Source organism: uncultured Eudoraea sp. (genome assembly GCF_947490415.1).
Taxonomy (GTDB): domain Bacteria; phylum Bacteroidota; class Bacteroidia; order Flavobacteriales; family Flavobacteriaceae; genus Eudoraea.
The window spans coordinates 60409-74992 of sequence record NZ_CANLGX010000001.1 but is presented as its reverse complement, the minus strand read 5'-3'; the positions used below and the strand labels follow the sequence as shown (position 1 = coordinate 74992).

The 14584-nt window shown below is 35.4% G+C and carries 12 protein-coding genes; 2 read left to right on the top strand and 10 right to left on the bottom strand.

What is annotated here, in order from left to right:
* Positions 1–11: 11 nt before the first annotated feature.
* Positions 12–1022: a hypothetical protein gene (locus Q0874_RS00315; RefSeq protein ID WP_299157929.1), complete on the bottom strand. Its 1011-nt coding sequence runs from the start codon at positions 1020–1022 to the stop codon at positions 12–14.
* Positions 1023–1443: 421 nt separating this feature from the next.
* On the opposite strand from Q0874_RS00315, the gene Q0874_RS00310 reads away from it, so the two are divergent.
* The gene (locus tag Q0874_RS00310; protein ID WP_299157926.1) at positions 1444–2364 is read left to right on the top strand and encodes a hypothetical protein; all 921 of its coding nucleotides are present in this window, start codon (positions 1444–1446) and stop codon (positions 2362–2364) included.
* Positions 2365–2781: 417 nt separating this feature from the next.
* Here Q0874_RS00310 and Q0874_RS00305 read toward each other — a convergent pair whose 3' ends face one another.
* The 4 genes from Q0874_RS00305 to Q0874_RS00290 all read right to left on the bottom strand — a co-directional run bounded on the left by Q0874_RS00305 (position 2782) and on the right by Q0874_RS00290 (position 6371).
* Positions 2782–3225 carry a CPBP family intramembrane glutamic endopeptidase gene (locus tag Q0874_RS00305; RefSeq protein ID WP_299157923.1) on the bottom strand — a complete coding sequence of 148 codons (444 nt, stop codon included), beginning with the start codon at positions 3223–3225 and terminating at the stop codon, positions 2782–2784.
* Positions 3226–3525: 300 nt separating this feature from the next.
* Positions 3526–4371, bottom strand: coding sequence for a LytTR family transcriptional regulator DNA-binding domain-containing protein (locus tag Q0874_RS00300; protein WP_299157921.1), 846 nt, complete (start codon positions 4369–4371; stop codon positions 3526–3528).
* 300 nt (positions 4372–4671) lie between these two features.
* Positions 4672–5238 carry a hypothetical protein gene (locus Q0874_RS00295; RefSeq protein ID WP_299157919.1) on the bottom strand — a complete coding sequence of 189 codons (567 nt, stop codon included), beginning with the start codon at positions 5236–5238 and terminating at the stop codon, positions 4672–4674.
* Between the two features lie 140 nt (positions 5239–5378).
* Positions 5379–6371, bottom strand: coding sequence for a GlxA family transcriptional regulator (locus tag Q0874_RS00290; RefSeq protein ID WP_299157916.1), 993 nt, complete (start codon positions 6369–6371; stop codon positions 5379–5381).
* Between the two features lie 89 nt (positions 6372–6460).
* Here Q0874_RS00290 and Q0874_RS00285 point away from each other — a divergent pair, with 89 nt between their 5' ends.
* Positions 6461–6874, top strand: a complete 414-nt coding sequence (locus tag Q0874_RS00285) for an antibiotic biosynthesis monooxygenase (protein WP_299157914.1) — start codon at positions 6461–6463, stop codon at positions 6872–6874.
* A gap of 327 nt (positions 6875–7201) precedes the next feature.
* Here Q0874_RS00285 and Q0874_RS00280 read toward each other — a convergent pair whose 3' ends face one another.
* The 5 genes from Q0874_RS00280 to Q0874_RS00260 all read right to left on the bottom strand — a co-directional run bounded on the left by Q0874_RS00280 (position 7202) and on the right by Q0874_RS00260 (position 14341).
* On the bottom strand, positions 7202–7945 hold the full coding sequence (locus Q0874_RS00280; RefSeq protein ID WP_299157912.1) for a hypothetical protein: 744 nt from the start codon (positions 7943–7945) through the stop codon (positions 7202–7204).
* Positions 7946–8102: 157 nt separating this feature from the next.
* Entirely contained in the window at positions 8103–9656 is a 1554-nt protein-coding gene (locus Q0874_RS00275) for an amidohydrolase family protein (RefSeq protein ID WP_299157910.1), read from the bottom strand.
* Between the two features lie 210 nt (positions 9657–9866).
* Entirely contained in the window at positions 9867–11501 is a 1635-nt protein-coding gene (locus Q0874_RS00270; RefSeq protein WP_299157909.1) for a DUF1254 domain-containing protein, read from the bottom strand.
* Positions 11502–11722: 221 nt separating this feature from the next.
* Positions 11723–12388, bottom strand: coding sequence for a DUF805 domain-containing protein (locus tag Q0874_RS00265; RefSeq protein ID WP_299157908.1), 666 nt, complete (start codon positions 12386–12388; stop codon positions 11723–11725).
* A 120-nt stretch (positions 12389–12508) separates the two neighbouring features.
* Positions 12509–14341: an amidohydrolase gene (locus Q0874_RS00260; RefSeq protein WP_299157906.1), complete on the bottom strand. Its 1833-nt coding sequence runs from the start codon at positions 14339–14341 to the stop codon at positions 12509–12511.
* Between the last annotated feature and the right edge of the window lie 243 nt (positions 14342–14584).

Below are 14584 nucleotides of genomic sequence, written 5' to 3'. Positions count from 1 at the left end.
AAAGAATTTTATCATGGTTTATGGTTGGTCATAGTTTCTATTTCAAAATGTTTTAATACGCGCATTGCTCGTAATGTGTTCCATCTACTTGGGTTACCAGTTTTTTCCATCTCAAAGTGTTCTTTTCCGGGATGTTTCGCTTGTAGCTTCCATGTAGAATCTGTATTTCTCTTTTTTAGTAAAATCTGGATTGCAGGATTCATTCTCTCATCCCACTTACATCCGGAATATTGAAAATAATCCAACGCTCGAAGAATATTGTATTTCCATCTACTTGGATAAGGTAAATTCAAAAAGTCTTTCCGAATAATTTCTCCTGTTCGGTCAGAAAGGAATAATTGGTGGACAAGAACGAACTCTTCTGCACTCTTCCTAGCGCTTTGAAGTTCATTCATACGATAAGTATATCTAGCTTTCTGAAACTCTATTAATCCTTCAAGAACAGATAAGGTAGTATGCAACGAACTATGTATTGCTCCACTTCTTGTTGTTCTACAATTGAAACCACCATCTGGCATTAATTCATTCAGAATACTATCTACAACTGGGTGTAATTCTTGTTCTTCAGTTTGAAAGTAAGTTGCATAATTTAAAAACATCCCATTTACACAAACATCACTATGAACAGATGTTGAAGGACCCAATTGAATACCTCCATCTTCTGCCTTACAGGTAGCCAATATCATCTTAATGGTTTCTTGCACTTTCTCATTTTCAGGACTTAGGCTCAAGTTGCGGAGGTCTAAAAGCGTGTAATGAGAGGAAATCCATTTGGGCTGATAAAACCTCTTCCCCCAATGTCCATTCGACTTTCGCTTGGACAAAAACTGTTTTCCCCAACCTTCATGGGCTATTCTATCTTGTAGGTCTTTGCGGTCATTTCCTAACAAATCTCGGTGAACCTGATATTGTATTGATACATCACCTTGAAGCAACCATTCTATGATTTGATGTTCATCCATTCTAATTACAGCCAACGTGTTCGTGTATGGTGTCGTAGCATCCCCCAGGGTGCTATGCACTAAACACAATGTTGGCAAAAGTTTTTTAAGGCGTATTCGTTTTCTACCAAGTCAAAACATTTGCCCATTTTAATAGAAACATTGTAATAAGTGTAAGTCCGGCGCTATAAAATATTACACCTTGATAATAGGATAATCTCGTTGGCCAATGTTTCCACATTTTTGTGCCGTATTCTGTTTTTGCATCACTACTAGTCAGCTTCAAAAAAAGGAAAACGAATACTGCGAACATCAAAACTGCTATTAATAATACCCAAACTTCTTCCATTTGTTAAATTTTTAATTTCATTCTTAATTGTTGCTAATGTGTTTGTGTATGATTTCGTTGCGTGGTTATGCACCTAATTTGGCAAATACAAATGTTCATTGTAACAATTAGTGCAAATAGTTGTCTTATTGGAAATATAACAATTATAATATAATGAAAATTAACAAAAACATTTTAGCTTTTCTAAGTCTAATTTTTCCACTTGTGCTTTCTGCACAGGTTGAGTCAGTATTTAATGACATTCGATTGAACCAGTCATTGGAAGTTGTAGCTCAAAAATTAAGCGAAATATCTGAAAAATCAAATATCATTTCCGTTGATAAGCCGAGTTTTCCATTAGCGAATAGCAAAGAAGAACACTTAGTTTGCTCACAAGTAAAAACAGATAATGGAATAATTAATAGAGTTGTACTCACTTTTGCTGATGACAAACTTAAATATATAGAAGCAAGAGGAAATGTAGTCAAAGCTTTAACTAGTAAGCTTACAGATACTGCAAGAACTTACCTTAGTTATGATGCCTATGTTACCGAAAAATTATTTTTAAAAAAAAATGATGATGTTGCTTGGATACTAACTCAAGAGGCAATGCGTAATTATTTGTTCGCTTGGGAAAATCCATATCTAAATCTAGATTATAAATTTGAGACAAAATCTAAATCCTCAAGTCAAATACCTTCATTTATTAAAATGGGCGCAACCATTGATGAGTTAAAACCATTATTAGAAGCTAAAAGCAAATTTACAAGTACTGAAGAATTAGATGGAACTGATTCAAATGCTCAAATTCAAATCAACTGTTTTGGCGTTGATTATTTAGGATTTCCAAGAACATTTGAAACTCGATTTGGAAATAATATTTTAAATGTAGTATGGATATTAACTGGAAAAGGAGAAGAAGATAGAATTAGAAAAGCCTTGACTAATCAGTATGGTAAGCCTATCTTTATTAATGATAATTGGGAAATATTTAATAATTGGCAAGTTGCTTTAAGAAAAGATAAGCCTGAAGTATTACTTATGGAAAAGAAAATAGGATTAGAATATAAAACCACCGGCTATTTTAAACAGTAATTCCCAACAAACTAATTCAAAGAATTTTATTGTAGTAATTTGGGGTAAACATAATGAAGGCTAACGGTTTTGTCTATGATATCGTTTTGTTCGCAGCGAGCCAAGCGTCGGGTTTTTTGCCCTTGGCAAAAAAAATTAACCCTGGCAAGGCGAAGCTGCTGTTCATAGCGTTTAACCTGGTTCTTTGTTCTAAAGACAGGATAAATTTTGAAGTTAATCCTGGCCAAAATAAATTATAGCCGTTGTTAGCACCCGTTCTCCCTCAGTTTACATTGCTGCATAATAGATTCTGGGTATATATAGCTTTCTTTTTTATGAAGAAAGCCTATTTAATCTTGATAAATTAATGTGATGACAACAGCATAATAAGGCAATGATTATGAAATGATTAGAGCAATTTAAAGTAATGGGACTATACTAAGATTCGAGCAACATAGGCAATACGAGTAAAGCTACAACATCAGTTATAAAATGGGCAATCATTACTAATCCCAGGTTTCTTTTTGACATATATGCGAGCATAAATAAACTGCCAGCAAAGAATACAAACACGAGATGTCCAACACCCCAAGAATAGTGCACCAAAGTAAAAATGATCACCGGTACAAGTCCGGCAATCCATTTGGACTTGGTAAGGGCGTATATCCGCTCGAAGGCATATCCGCGGTAGAGCATTTCTTCAACCACTGCAGCTCTCAATGCTATCAGCAAGAGAAAAGGAATGGATTGGCCCGCAATCAGTTCTGCTGTTTCCTGACTGAGCTCTAGACCGATGGCTTGTATAACAGTTGTTAAAATACCAAATAAAATAAAAACAACGAGCCCGAGCCCGATTCCCGATAGAATGGTTTTGACTGTCAATTTTTTCCACCCAATAGAGGTAATTGACCGCTTCTCCACAAAATAGATCCATAAAATGATTAATATAAGAAGTAGCCACATACCGACTTCGAATAACATTAAGTCAAGGCGTAAAAACTGCAATAGAAAAGGGAATGCTAAAAATGCAATTAAACTGATGAGTGTTTTTTTATTATTATCCATATGTAAAAATGATTTGTTTATAGATGCAAATAACTGACACTGTCATGTTAATTCTTCATGCTAGGGTAAATCATTTTCCGAATGGTCATTGAATTCTTACTAAATGATCACTAAGTGCTATTCGCTTTGAAACCATTTTTTAAATCTCGTGGACTTATATCTGCTAATCGTCTCTTTGTGACTTTCATTTGCTTGACCAAGAGTTACAAGAAGCCGATGATTTGGTAGCTTTTTGATATGTGAGATAATCTGGCGGCTAACCAGAATTCTACGGTTCAATCTAAAGAACCTGTCATCGAGGCTCTTTTCAAGCTCAGAGAGATTGTATTGGGTAATCCATTTTTTTCCGGATGTATCAATTAGAAATACAATCTTAAATTCACTTATGAAGTAGTGCACTTTAGTGAGGTCAACATTGACCGTCTCTCTGGAATTTTTTATCGTGATAAAGTCTTTCCATTCGTTTTCAGCTTGTCTGTTTTTTTTTATCCCGAATAAGAATTCGCCATCGCTCCACCATGATCTCCAAATATGAATGCCAGCATAAAAAATCACAATTAGTAAACTGAGACCGGAGGTGACAAAAAGCCCATAAAGAAATTTGACCCAGACAAAACTCAAATCGTTTAGGTGGAGTAAAATTGGATAAAAAACAAGGTAGATGATTGATGTCACGGCAACCGAAGCTATAGTCATCTCAAATGGCAGGAATTGGGACACCTTATTGGAGTCAATTCTGGACTGAAGTATATAATCCAGTATGAATTTGTTCGCAAACCATATGCATAAGCTTCCAGCGACCCTCACTACCAACTGAGGGCTTAGCAAAACAGTGGAATCGAGCCTTCCGTACTCGAGGGACATTGAAACTATGGCAAGTAATATAATAACAACTGTTTCTATATAAATGCCGCTACCTTTTGGCCACATGGTTGTTTTTCTATTTGCCAGAGATTCAGACATGACATGAAGATAACTTTATATCCATGTAAGATAAATATTTTTCTGTGGATGTCGTACAGCATTTTACTTCTCCCATTTCAGAGGGTGTTATCTTATTTCAAATACTAATTACTTGTAGTTTTATAATGACAGCTAATTGAAAAATGAACGATTCGGTGATTAAATTCTTTTTATCCACAAATAGGTGCCAACGTCTCGGCTATGAGTAGTTGCGCGTCCCGATAACTATCGGGACCGCGAGGATATTCAGAAGTAGGCGGGAACAAGCAATTACTTATATCCATTGTCATGTTTAGTGTTTTATTTCAAACTAATCAATTCTCGGCCTTTTTCAGAATCAACTCTAAATAGTTCATATCTGTTGTTCATGATTATTTCACCGTCTTTATACATATCCATCCATACTATATAACCAGTATCAGTATTAAGTATATGATAACCATGCATATGAAATTCATCATGATTGGATGTATTACCAACTTCTCCAGTGCATAATAGATTAATATCTCCTCCACCTGAATTAACAGCAATAAGCTTAGGTTGATTTTGTAATTGACAGTAATGACTTGCTTTTAATGTATTATGTTCAACGTTATAAACCGTTAACATTTCTGTTGGTATATCTGTTCTTAATCTCTCAATAATTACATTATCTCTTGCACTTAGAATGTATTCAAAGCCATAATGACTATTGTCGTTCTCAAGTGTCGCTATCCATTCTCCTTCTAAATTTCTGAGATAGTTCATCGCATCTTCCGTATTCGTAATAGAATCTTGGAATTCAGTTTTCTTGTTTGAACATCCGCTAATACTTATTAAGATTAAAAGCAAAATCAAGTGCTTTATTAAAAGTGTTTTACTATTCATGGTTAATTAATAATTCTAGTTAGGTGTGTTTCACACATTAAACACAACGTTCCGTATAAGCGGTCGTTTTATGCTTACGCCGAAGCTTCAGCATAGGTGTTAATGACTTTTATACATTGTTAGGTTTCGTTTTTTCAAATTTATGCATAAGCCATTTCTCTATTGTATTTTATTTGATATTCTTTAGGTGATAGACCTGAGTGTTTTTTGAACGTATTTCGGAATGCTTTTTCATCATTGTAGCCAATACCAAACATCACCTCTAGTATGGTTTCGGTGGTAGATTCAAGCTTCCGTTTTGCCGCTTCCACCCTTACGCGCTGGATATACTCAAGAGGTGTATTGGACGTTGCTTTTTTGAACCGTCTTAAAAAGCTTCTTACATTTAGATTCACATTTTGAGCGATGGATTCCACATTGAGTTTATCAGCGTAATGTTCTTCAATAAACTCTTGAGCTGCTTTAATCTCTTCATCGGTGTGCTCCTTTTGTCCACTAAATATGATGAACTGACTCTGACTAACTCGGTCAAAATCAATTTCGGATATTTTGGATGTCCATATCGCTGTTTCTCTCCCAAAATATCGTTCTATCAAATAGAGTGTGAAGTTGAGAATGGAGTAGGCCCCTCCGCTGGAGTAAATTCCGTTATCCTCACAAATTATATTTTCTGAGATAAGGTTTACTTTCGGGTATTTCTGTTGGAACAGGTTGTGAGCCGTCCAGTGTGTTGCGCAGTTTTTACCATTCACCAGTCCGGTTTCAGCCAAAAGAAAAGCGCCTTTACATAGGCTGGCTAACTCTGAATGATGTTCTATCCGTTGCTTTTTTATCCAGTCTACCAATTCTCTATTCGCTTCTGTGGCCTTTTCCAGATCGCCACTGATGGGAGAGATTATAATTAGATCCGTTTTTTGAATGGTAGCAATACTTGCTGTGGGTGTTATAGTGAAAAGCTTTTGATACGTTACTGGTTCTCCCTTAGCGCTCACAAGATCAATTGTGAAAAGTGGTTCTGGTATTCCATTTAACTTCTGATGATAGGCATTCGCCATCTTAAACATGTTGTAAGGCGCAATAATGGTATCAACGATACTGTTTCCGACTGGAACAAGAATGCTAATGTGTTTCATGCTGACAAAGGTAAAATAAACCAGTGTCGAAAACAACACTCTAAATAGTCGTAAATAGCCCTTTTAAAGGTATAAATACGACACTACATTTGTCCTGTAATCTTTTAATAAAACAATTAAAATTGGAAAATATGGAAAATCAAGAAGTAATGGTAGTGTATTCATGGACTGCCAATGAAGGAAAATCAGAAGAATTAAAAGCAATCTACACCGAAGTGACGGAGCAAATGAATGCCAACGAGCCGGGTGCGTTGAAAGTGCAATGCTACTTTGACGAAACCTCCTCCAGGCTGATCCTATTGGATGTATTTGCGGATGCAGGTGCAGTAGGGTTTCACCTGGGGACAACTGCTGCAGGGCATTTTGAGAACTTACTACAAATTGCCACTCCAGGTGAATTTCTGTTCTGCGGAAACGTGCCTGATGAAATGAAACAAGCAGCAACTGGAATGGGACTTAACGCTACTTTTGCTCCTGCCGTTTTCGGTTTTGAGAGGAACTAAATGGCAATTATACTGAAAACTATTAGGCGGAATGTGGGAGACTACATTCCATTTTTTCTTTGATGAAACCTAACGGATTTGCTAAGACACGTTTTTGAGAGGCACGAGCAAATATGGATCTTAGTTATTGTTAGCGGCTTTTTTTATCCATATTAATCAATGGTATAGTTAATGTATTCAAAGAATATAAAACCTCACAGTAAGCTCATTAAGGAAATGGTATAAGGTAGGTTAATCTGATTTATATAACTTCTTGTTTTTATAAAACAATTAGAGACGACCTTTAATGGTTGTCTCTACTAATAGTGCAATAAATTCTAATTATTGTTATTTATTATAATCTTCTACCATTTTAGTGAATGCCTCTAAAGCATCTAGTTGGAAGCTGGATTCAAAGACGGGTCCTTTAGTAAAAAAGGTTCTAAAACCATATTTGTCTTTAGCATAATTAGTTAAAACGGTTTTATTATCACCTACAAGAGACTTTAAATTGATTGTAGACATATTTTTAGCCTCCTCTCCTTCTTTCTGGGAAAGAATCTCAAAGTTGTTTTCCTGCCATTCGACATATTCAGCATCATTAACTTTAGTGCGGTCAGGTAAGTAGGGAGAAACTATACCTTGGGTGTGGTGATACTTTTTATAAACGGTAATCTTTCCTTCAGTAACAACTTCTAGCATAAGATTTTTAGGAATCTTGTCTTGTTTTCTTTTAGCAAATAGATTGACATATCTTGCCTTTTTGAATTTTTTACCGTTTTCAAGTGTAAAACTTTGCAAGTCGTTGGCATCATACACAACAACGTCTTTATCTGTATTTTCCCCTTCACTGAAAGCCGTATAGGTTTTCTCGTCAATAAGGTTAACCCTTTTTTGAAATTCTTGAGGATTCATCATATCCATAAATATATATCCACTAGTCTCTTCCCCATTTTCAAGAGTTACTGTGCCTTTTTCATATTTTCCTACCGAACTAGGCGTTCTTAATTGCGCTTTAGCGCTGTTAGATGTCAAACTGAAAAGTACTATTAGCATTAATGTAATAGTTGAGTAATTTTTTACTGTTTTCATATATTTGATTTTAATTAAAATTGCTTTTGCTTATTTAATACAAACATTGTTCTAAAAATAGGTAATTGCTGCCAACGGTCTTGTGCATGGCTCGTTTCAGAAAATGTTCAACGGTTTTTTCCACCGCAATGAGATATACACGGTGTTAGCAAACGTTTTAATCCGCAAACTGGACTCTAATCAGAGGACTACTTAAGAGCCTATAAAAACCTTTGACGTTCATATGAAAACTTGAAGAAATCGACTGTGTAAATTTTTTTAGTTTATTTAATTTATCCGAATCATAATAAATTCCATTCATAATAACACCATCGATTGTTTTTGAATGGGTTATATTTTCTAAAGGATTTTTATTTAAAATAATTAAATCTGCAATTTTACCATTTTCTATTGTTCCATAACCTTTCTCTTTTCCAACAAATCTTGCTGGAACAATAGTAGCACATTGTAAAGCCTCGAGATTTGATAAACCGCTTTTTGTTAGATCTTCCAATTCATCATGCAGGCTAAAACCTGCAAAAGTATAGGAATCTGTTACATCTGTTCCCGTCATAATCGGGACACCGATATCATTGGCCATTTTAATTTGTTTTTTTACCGCATTGTAAAAATCCGAACTCAATCCATTCCCTTCTTCAGATAAATTCTTTTTCTTATTATTTCTTACATCTATTCCCCACCATAAGTTTTTTCGTATAGAAGTAACATACTTTAAATTAGGATTGTCTATAAATGCGGATTTATGAGCATATGCCTCGAATTTGAGGGTTTGAAGTGTCGGTGTCCAATATGCATTATTGTCTTTCATTAACGTCATTAATTTAATCGCTGTTTTTGGATTAAAATCTTTAACCATTGATTTTTTTGATTTTGAAAAGAAGGCTTTCCAGTTTTTGGGATTTCGCAAACTATCTGCTTTAGGAAAAGCCTCAAACATAAAAATGCGTCCGTGTTCAAAACTTCTCTGCCCCAATACAACTGCCTCTTCAAGACTAGTAAACATTGGTTTATGGCCTGCAAGATGTAATCCATATTTTGGTGCAGCTAAAGCCAACCTTTTGTACATATTGGGTTTTATTTGTTGATATACTTTAATAAAATCTACTTTTTTGTTTTTATAAAAACTTAAAAGAGAATCAACATGTTCGTCCTTCTCAAGCTTAAAAAATTCGGGGAACTTATCAGGAACAGAAGAAGCACCGTCAATTTGGTAACTACTTTGCAGAACATATCTAGGGGTTATTCTTTTATTACTATTTAATTCTGAATTCCAATTTAAACGTTCATTACTACCAACCCAATAACTATCTCTTTCATTAAGTTGACCCGACATATCGCGAACACCTGTTACACCATTAGCGATGTATAGTGGATGATGAAGCCATTCTGAATGTTGATTTGAATGTGTATGCATATCCCATAAACCAGGTATTAAGTATTTATTAGAGCCATTAATAATTAAGGCAATTGAATTTACTTTTAATACACCAGCAGTGTCAATGGCACTAATCCTATTGTTTTTTATGAGTATATCCCGATTCTCCAAAATATCACCAGATTTCACATCAATAACATTGATAGATTTTATGAAAACTACATCGTGCTTAATAGATAGTTCTATTTTTGGCATTGGCCACAAAATAGCTGTTATAATAATTACTACTACTGGAAGAAATATTACAGCAAGGATTTTAAATAGTTTCTTTTTCAAATTTATTGGAATAAGTTAAAGAAGAATGACGTTCAAAACAGGAAAGTGTTACTTGACTTTGCTAAATGTTTGCTAACGGTTTGGCTATGCGTAGTTTGGGATTTTGAAACTATCAATTTTTAATTTAACACTAATTATATTTAATGCTTAAAACTTAAATATTAGCAGATTACCCAAATTACGTATAGCCTTTGTTGTAACCAGTAATTATTATATTCTCTCAAAATCATTCAATTGCCAAGTTTTATTAAACCAAGGTTCTAATGGACCATAGGTACGGAATAAAACAAACCAAGCTTTTCCTGGTACCGTTTGAATCCAATTAGCTTCTTTCCCTTCTGGAGCTGTTGGTCCAAAATAAAGGTCAACCGAACCATCTTCGTTGTAAACAATCGGGTCTTTTTGACTGTTTATATTTGGATAATCTTGGTCGGTTTGAAGCATAGACCTCGTTTGTGGATCATATACCACAATAGACCAGAAATCTTTAGCAGGAACATTTGCTGGCATGTTTAATTTATAATTTTTCTCACCGTAAAGTATCTTCCCTTCTTTATCTTTTCCTCCAAATGCATAATTAGAACCTACTCCTTCAATTTCTAATGCCATGGCAGGGGTGTTTACAGTAGCAGTATAGAAAAATAGAGTACGTGCATCCATATTTCTACCTTGATTCCCATCGCCATCTAACCATTGGTAATCTTTACCTACAAAACCTGTGTACCATTGTTTACCTTCATATAGGTATGCATTTTTATCACGAGGTGCAAAACCAATACTTCTCGCAGTTGTATTTCCAACGGTAATAGCATCTTTTAATGTTTTTTTCAAACGCTCGCTCGGTTCAAAAGGCTTACCCTTTATGATTCCTATTGATGATGCTTGACCTCTTAGTTCTGGGTCAATAAAACTTATTGGTTCTTTTTGGATAACAGACCATAATTCTTCGTAGAACTCATAATTATTAGCATGTATAGTATTAAAGACTTTTCCTGAACCATTAATGAATTCCATTTTCTTTGGATTGTTAGCATCTTTTAAAGGATAAATTTTCAATCCTTCTTTCCACATTTTTGTTGCTGCATCTGGTTTACCATCAACCAAAAAACCTCTTAATATCAACCAGTTAGAATAGCTTCTAGATTGAGCAATCCAAACTTTTTTGTTTATTCCACCAACCATTACATTTACACGTCTATCCTTATCTCTGTGCTGCATACCATTCAAGGTTGGTTTTAAATCACCATTATAATCGGGAGGGAGAATGATATACATTCCACCTTTTTTTGCATCAGGACCAGGTGCTCCCATATCGACTACAAATCTGAAAAAAGCATCATTGACTGTACCTGGACCAGCACCTCCAGGCACTTCAACTACAGTGGCTCCATCTCGTTCTAAATCGAAAATTGCAGAAGCATAAACCGTACTCGCATTACCAGTTAGAAATAATGATTTAGCATCCATTAGATCTTCCATTACAACCACTTTGTTATAATCGTCAAGTCCAAGTTCAAGCATACCTAAACGCATCCCTTCAATTGAAGTTGCCGGAATAAAGTTTAAAAAGACATCAATACCTCTAATAAAATCGAGGTTTTCATACACCTTCTCTAATGTCACATCAGTTGGTATTCCATCATAAAATTCTAAATCACCAATACGAGAATCAATATGGTCTGGAGTTAAAATTTTGGTTGGAATTTCTGTTTTGAATTTTGATAAAATTTCATCAAAATTCTCAACTGTTTGTTTAGTTTGTGATTCATTTGAATTCGTATTTTCATTACAGCTCACAAGTGTAATTAATGCCGTTACAATTAAAATTAAATTTGTTTTTTTCATTATTTATCTTATTTTTTCTTATTCTCTTATTATTGGTTACAACGGTTAGTATATGAGCCGTCTTAATGGCTTATATATCTTGTTGGCAATAGTTATTTTAATTTTTTTTCTATTCTGAAATATCAGCCATTACCTCGGCATCCATAGTTTCAGAGATCGTACCAAATAGTAAAAGTAGGAGTTCCTTTATACATGAAGCCATTCTCAGAAATAAAAATTCATCAACTCTTTTTTTTATTTCCCAAAATACCCCCAACTACCATTCCTATAATTGCTCCAATTGGTATTCCTATTATTAAATATAAAATAGCCAATATAGCTTCCCCTGGTTTAGCCTGAGAATCACCAATAATATATCCAATAATTCCGCCGGTCAGGGCGCCAAAAAATAGACCGCCAGAGGCTAATGCGCATCCACAACCTTCATTTTTGCTTGCCTCTTGAGGTGTCATATTTTCCTTTTTGGCAAGGGATGTCTGATCTAATTGATCGGTCTTAGAATATAAATTTAGATTTTCGGACTGATTGGGTTCAAGTTTGTTGTTGTCTACAAAACCAGGTTCAAGCTCATTCTCATTATTATAACTCTCCTGAAGACATAAAATTAAAATAATCAAAAATCCAAAAAAGGGTATTAAAGCAAGAAGTACTAATGATCCATTTTTTCCGGTATCGCGTATTCTTCTTGTCATAATCGCTAAGGTGGGAATGAGTATGAAAAGACTATAACTAGTAAGGAAAATAATTTCAAGCCAATCACCAAAAAGGAATCTTAACCCCACAGGGATAATTAAGAGTCCAAATAGTGCGAACATCCAAAATTCATTTCTACTAGCTCTGCCTTGGAAAACGGCATAGTTTTTAATTGCTTCTAAAAAATACTTCATATAGTTTTTTATATGTAATTGGCGGCTTGTCCAACTTTCATTCTGAGTAACTCAAATGATTGCCAACGGTTAGTATAAGGCGCGTTTTAATGCGCTTTATACATTGTTGGCAACAGTTTTTTAATGAGGTTTTTTATACACTCTCTTACCATTCAGCCACGTTTCTAATACAGCGATCTCTGAAATATGGGTTGGATCAACTTTTCGCGGGTCATTTTCTAAGATCACCATATCGGCATATTTTCCAACTTCAAGACTGCCAATTTTATCTTCATTCATTAACTGCCATGCCGCTGCACTTGTGATGGCACGGATCGCAGCCTCTACAGAGATACGTTCTTGAGGCGCCAATATGTAATCTGGTTCTTTAAATGTGTTTCTAACTACGGCAATTTCCACCATCTTAAGCATATCGGGTTTAACTACAGCAAAATCTGACTGTAAAGTAAAGTTAATACCTGCCTGCTCAACACTGGCACAACGATCTAAGAGTTGAACTTTTTCTGGGCCAAAGACGCTGTCTCGCATAAAAGTGCCCCAATAATGCACATGGCCAATCAAGAAACTTGCAGACACTCCTAGCTTTTTCATTTTTTCTATTTGAGCATCGTGAAGAATTGAGCAATGTTCAATTCTGGGACGAAGAGTGCTAAGATCATATCCTTTGTTTTTAAGGTTTTGCATGACCTCCAGAATATTGTCAATGGCCTTATCTCCATTTCCATGCAAAGCGAGTTGCCATCCTTCTTTGGCTCGCTGTTCTGCAATTCGGGTCATTTCTTCAACCGACATATACTCAACTCCGAAATTCCCTTTCTGCGATGGCGCATAATACTCATCTCTTTGCAAGCCAGTAAAACCTTGGTTAGAACCATCAGCGATTAGTTTGAAGCCGGTAAGCATTGCCATATCATTGCCATCATACATTTTTACACCTGCATCCGTCCATTCTTCATTAAGTGAATATATGGGATAGGCCATTACCCGAGCGGTAAAATCTTCTCGTTTGGATGCTTCGATCAAAAGCCCAAACTCTGAACTGCTTCTTGTTGCGGCACCCAACGAAAAGTCGCTGGTTGTTGTAACTCCGAATTTATTAAAATCACCTAGCAGGGAGCAAATTGCCTTGGAAAGGTCTAAATCACCAACCTTGGGGTTAGCGAGCCAAATAGGTAAGAACGCCAAGTTGTTCTTCATTACACCATTCAATTTTCCATCTGCATCTCTAACATATTCTGCACCAGATGGGTTTTTAACATCTTGCGAAATTCCAGCAGCTTCAAATGCTTTTGAGTTAGCGTAAGCCAAATGACCAGAAGTATTTAAAATGAATATGGGATGGTCGATGGAAATATCATCTAATTCTTTAAAAGTTAATGCCGGAACTCCTTCCTGCACGGCAGGATCCCAGTTACTTGCCATAATCCATTCGCCTGGGGCACGTTTGGCCGCTATATCCTTAAGATGGTCCATAGCCTCTTTCGTGGTTTTAAATTTTATCAATCCGATATCTTCGGTTAAAAAAACAATAGGAGCAAATGAGACTACATGTGCATGAGGGTCAATAAATCCTGGCAGCATCGTGTGCCCTTCAAGATCGATAAGGTCAGACACATCACCATATTTTTCTTTAACATCATAAAAATTTCCGGTGGCAATAATTTTCTGATCTTCTAAAACAACTGCTTCAACTTCAGAAAAGTCCTTATCCACAGTAAGAATGGTGCCTCCATAGAAAATAGTGTGTTTTTTTTCTTTTTGCCGGGTGCATGAAAAAGCTACTACTGATAAAATCGTCAGCAGCAGAACATGATAATTAATTGTCTTACCCCACATCAAGTCAATATTAGAAACCCAACCGGGGACAAAAACAAGATCAATTCGTCCTTTCCCTATGACCTGATAGGCAATATTTAGCACTCCACTTTTGGTATACTTTGTTTTAGGTCTCATCTCTTAATTATATTCACCATTGTCACTAACGGTTCCGTCTATGATTTCGGCCCGAGAGGGGTGAAAACAAGTCGTTTGATTTTCTATCAGTCTAATGTAAGTAAATTTTTAAATGGGGCAAGAGGAGTAGGGATGAATTATAGCCGTTGTTATATGGTGTTTTGTTTGGCATTAAACCGCTTTGTGATTCTGGCTTTGTGCCATAATATTATCTTATTATCAAATTTAAACCGGTAAAAACTC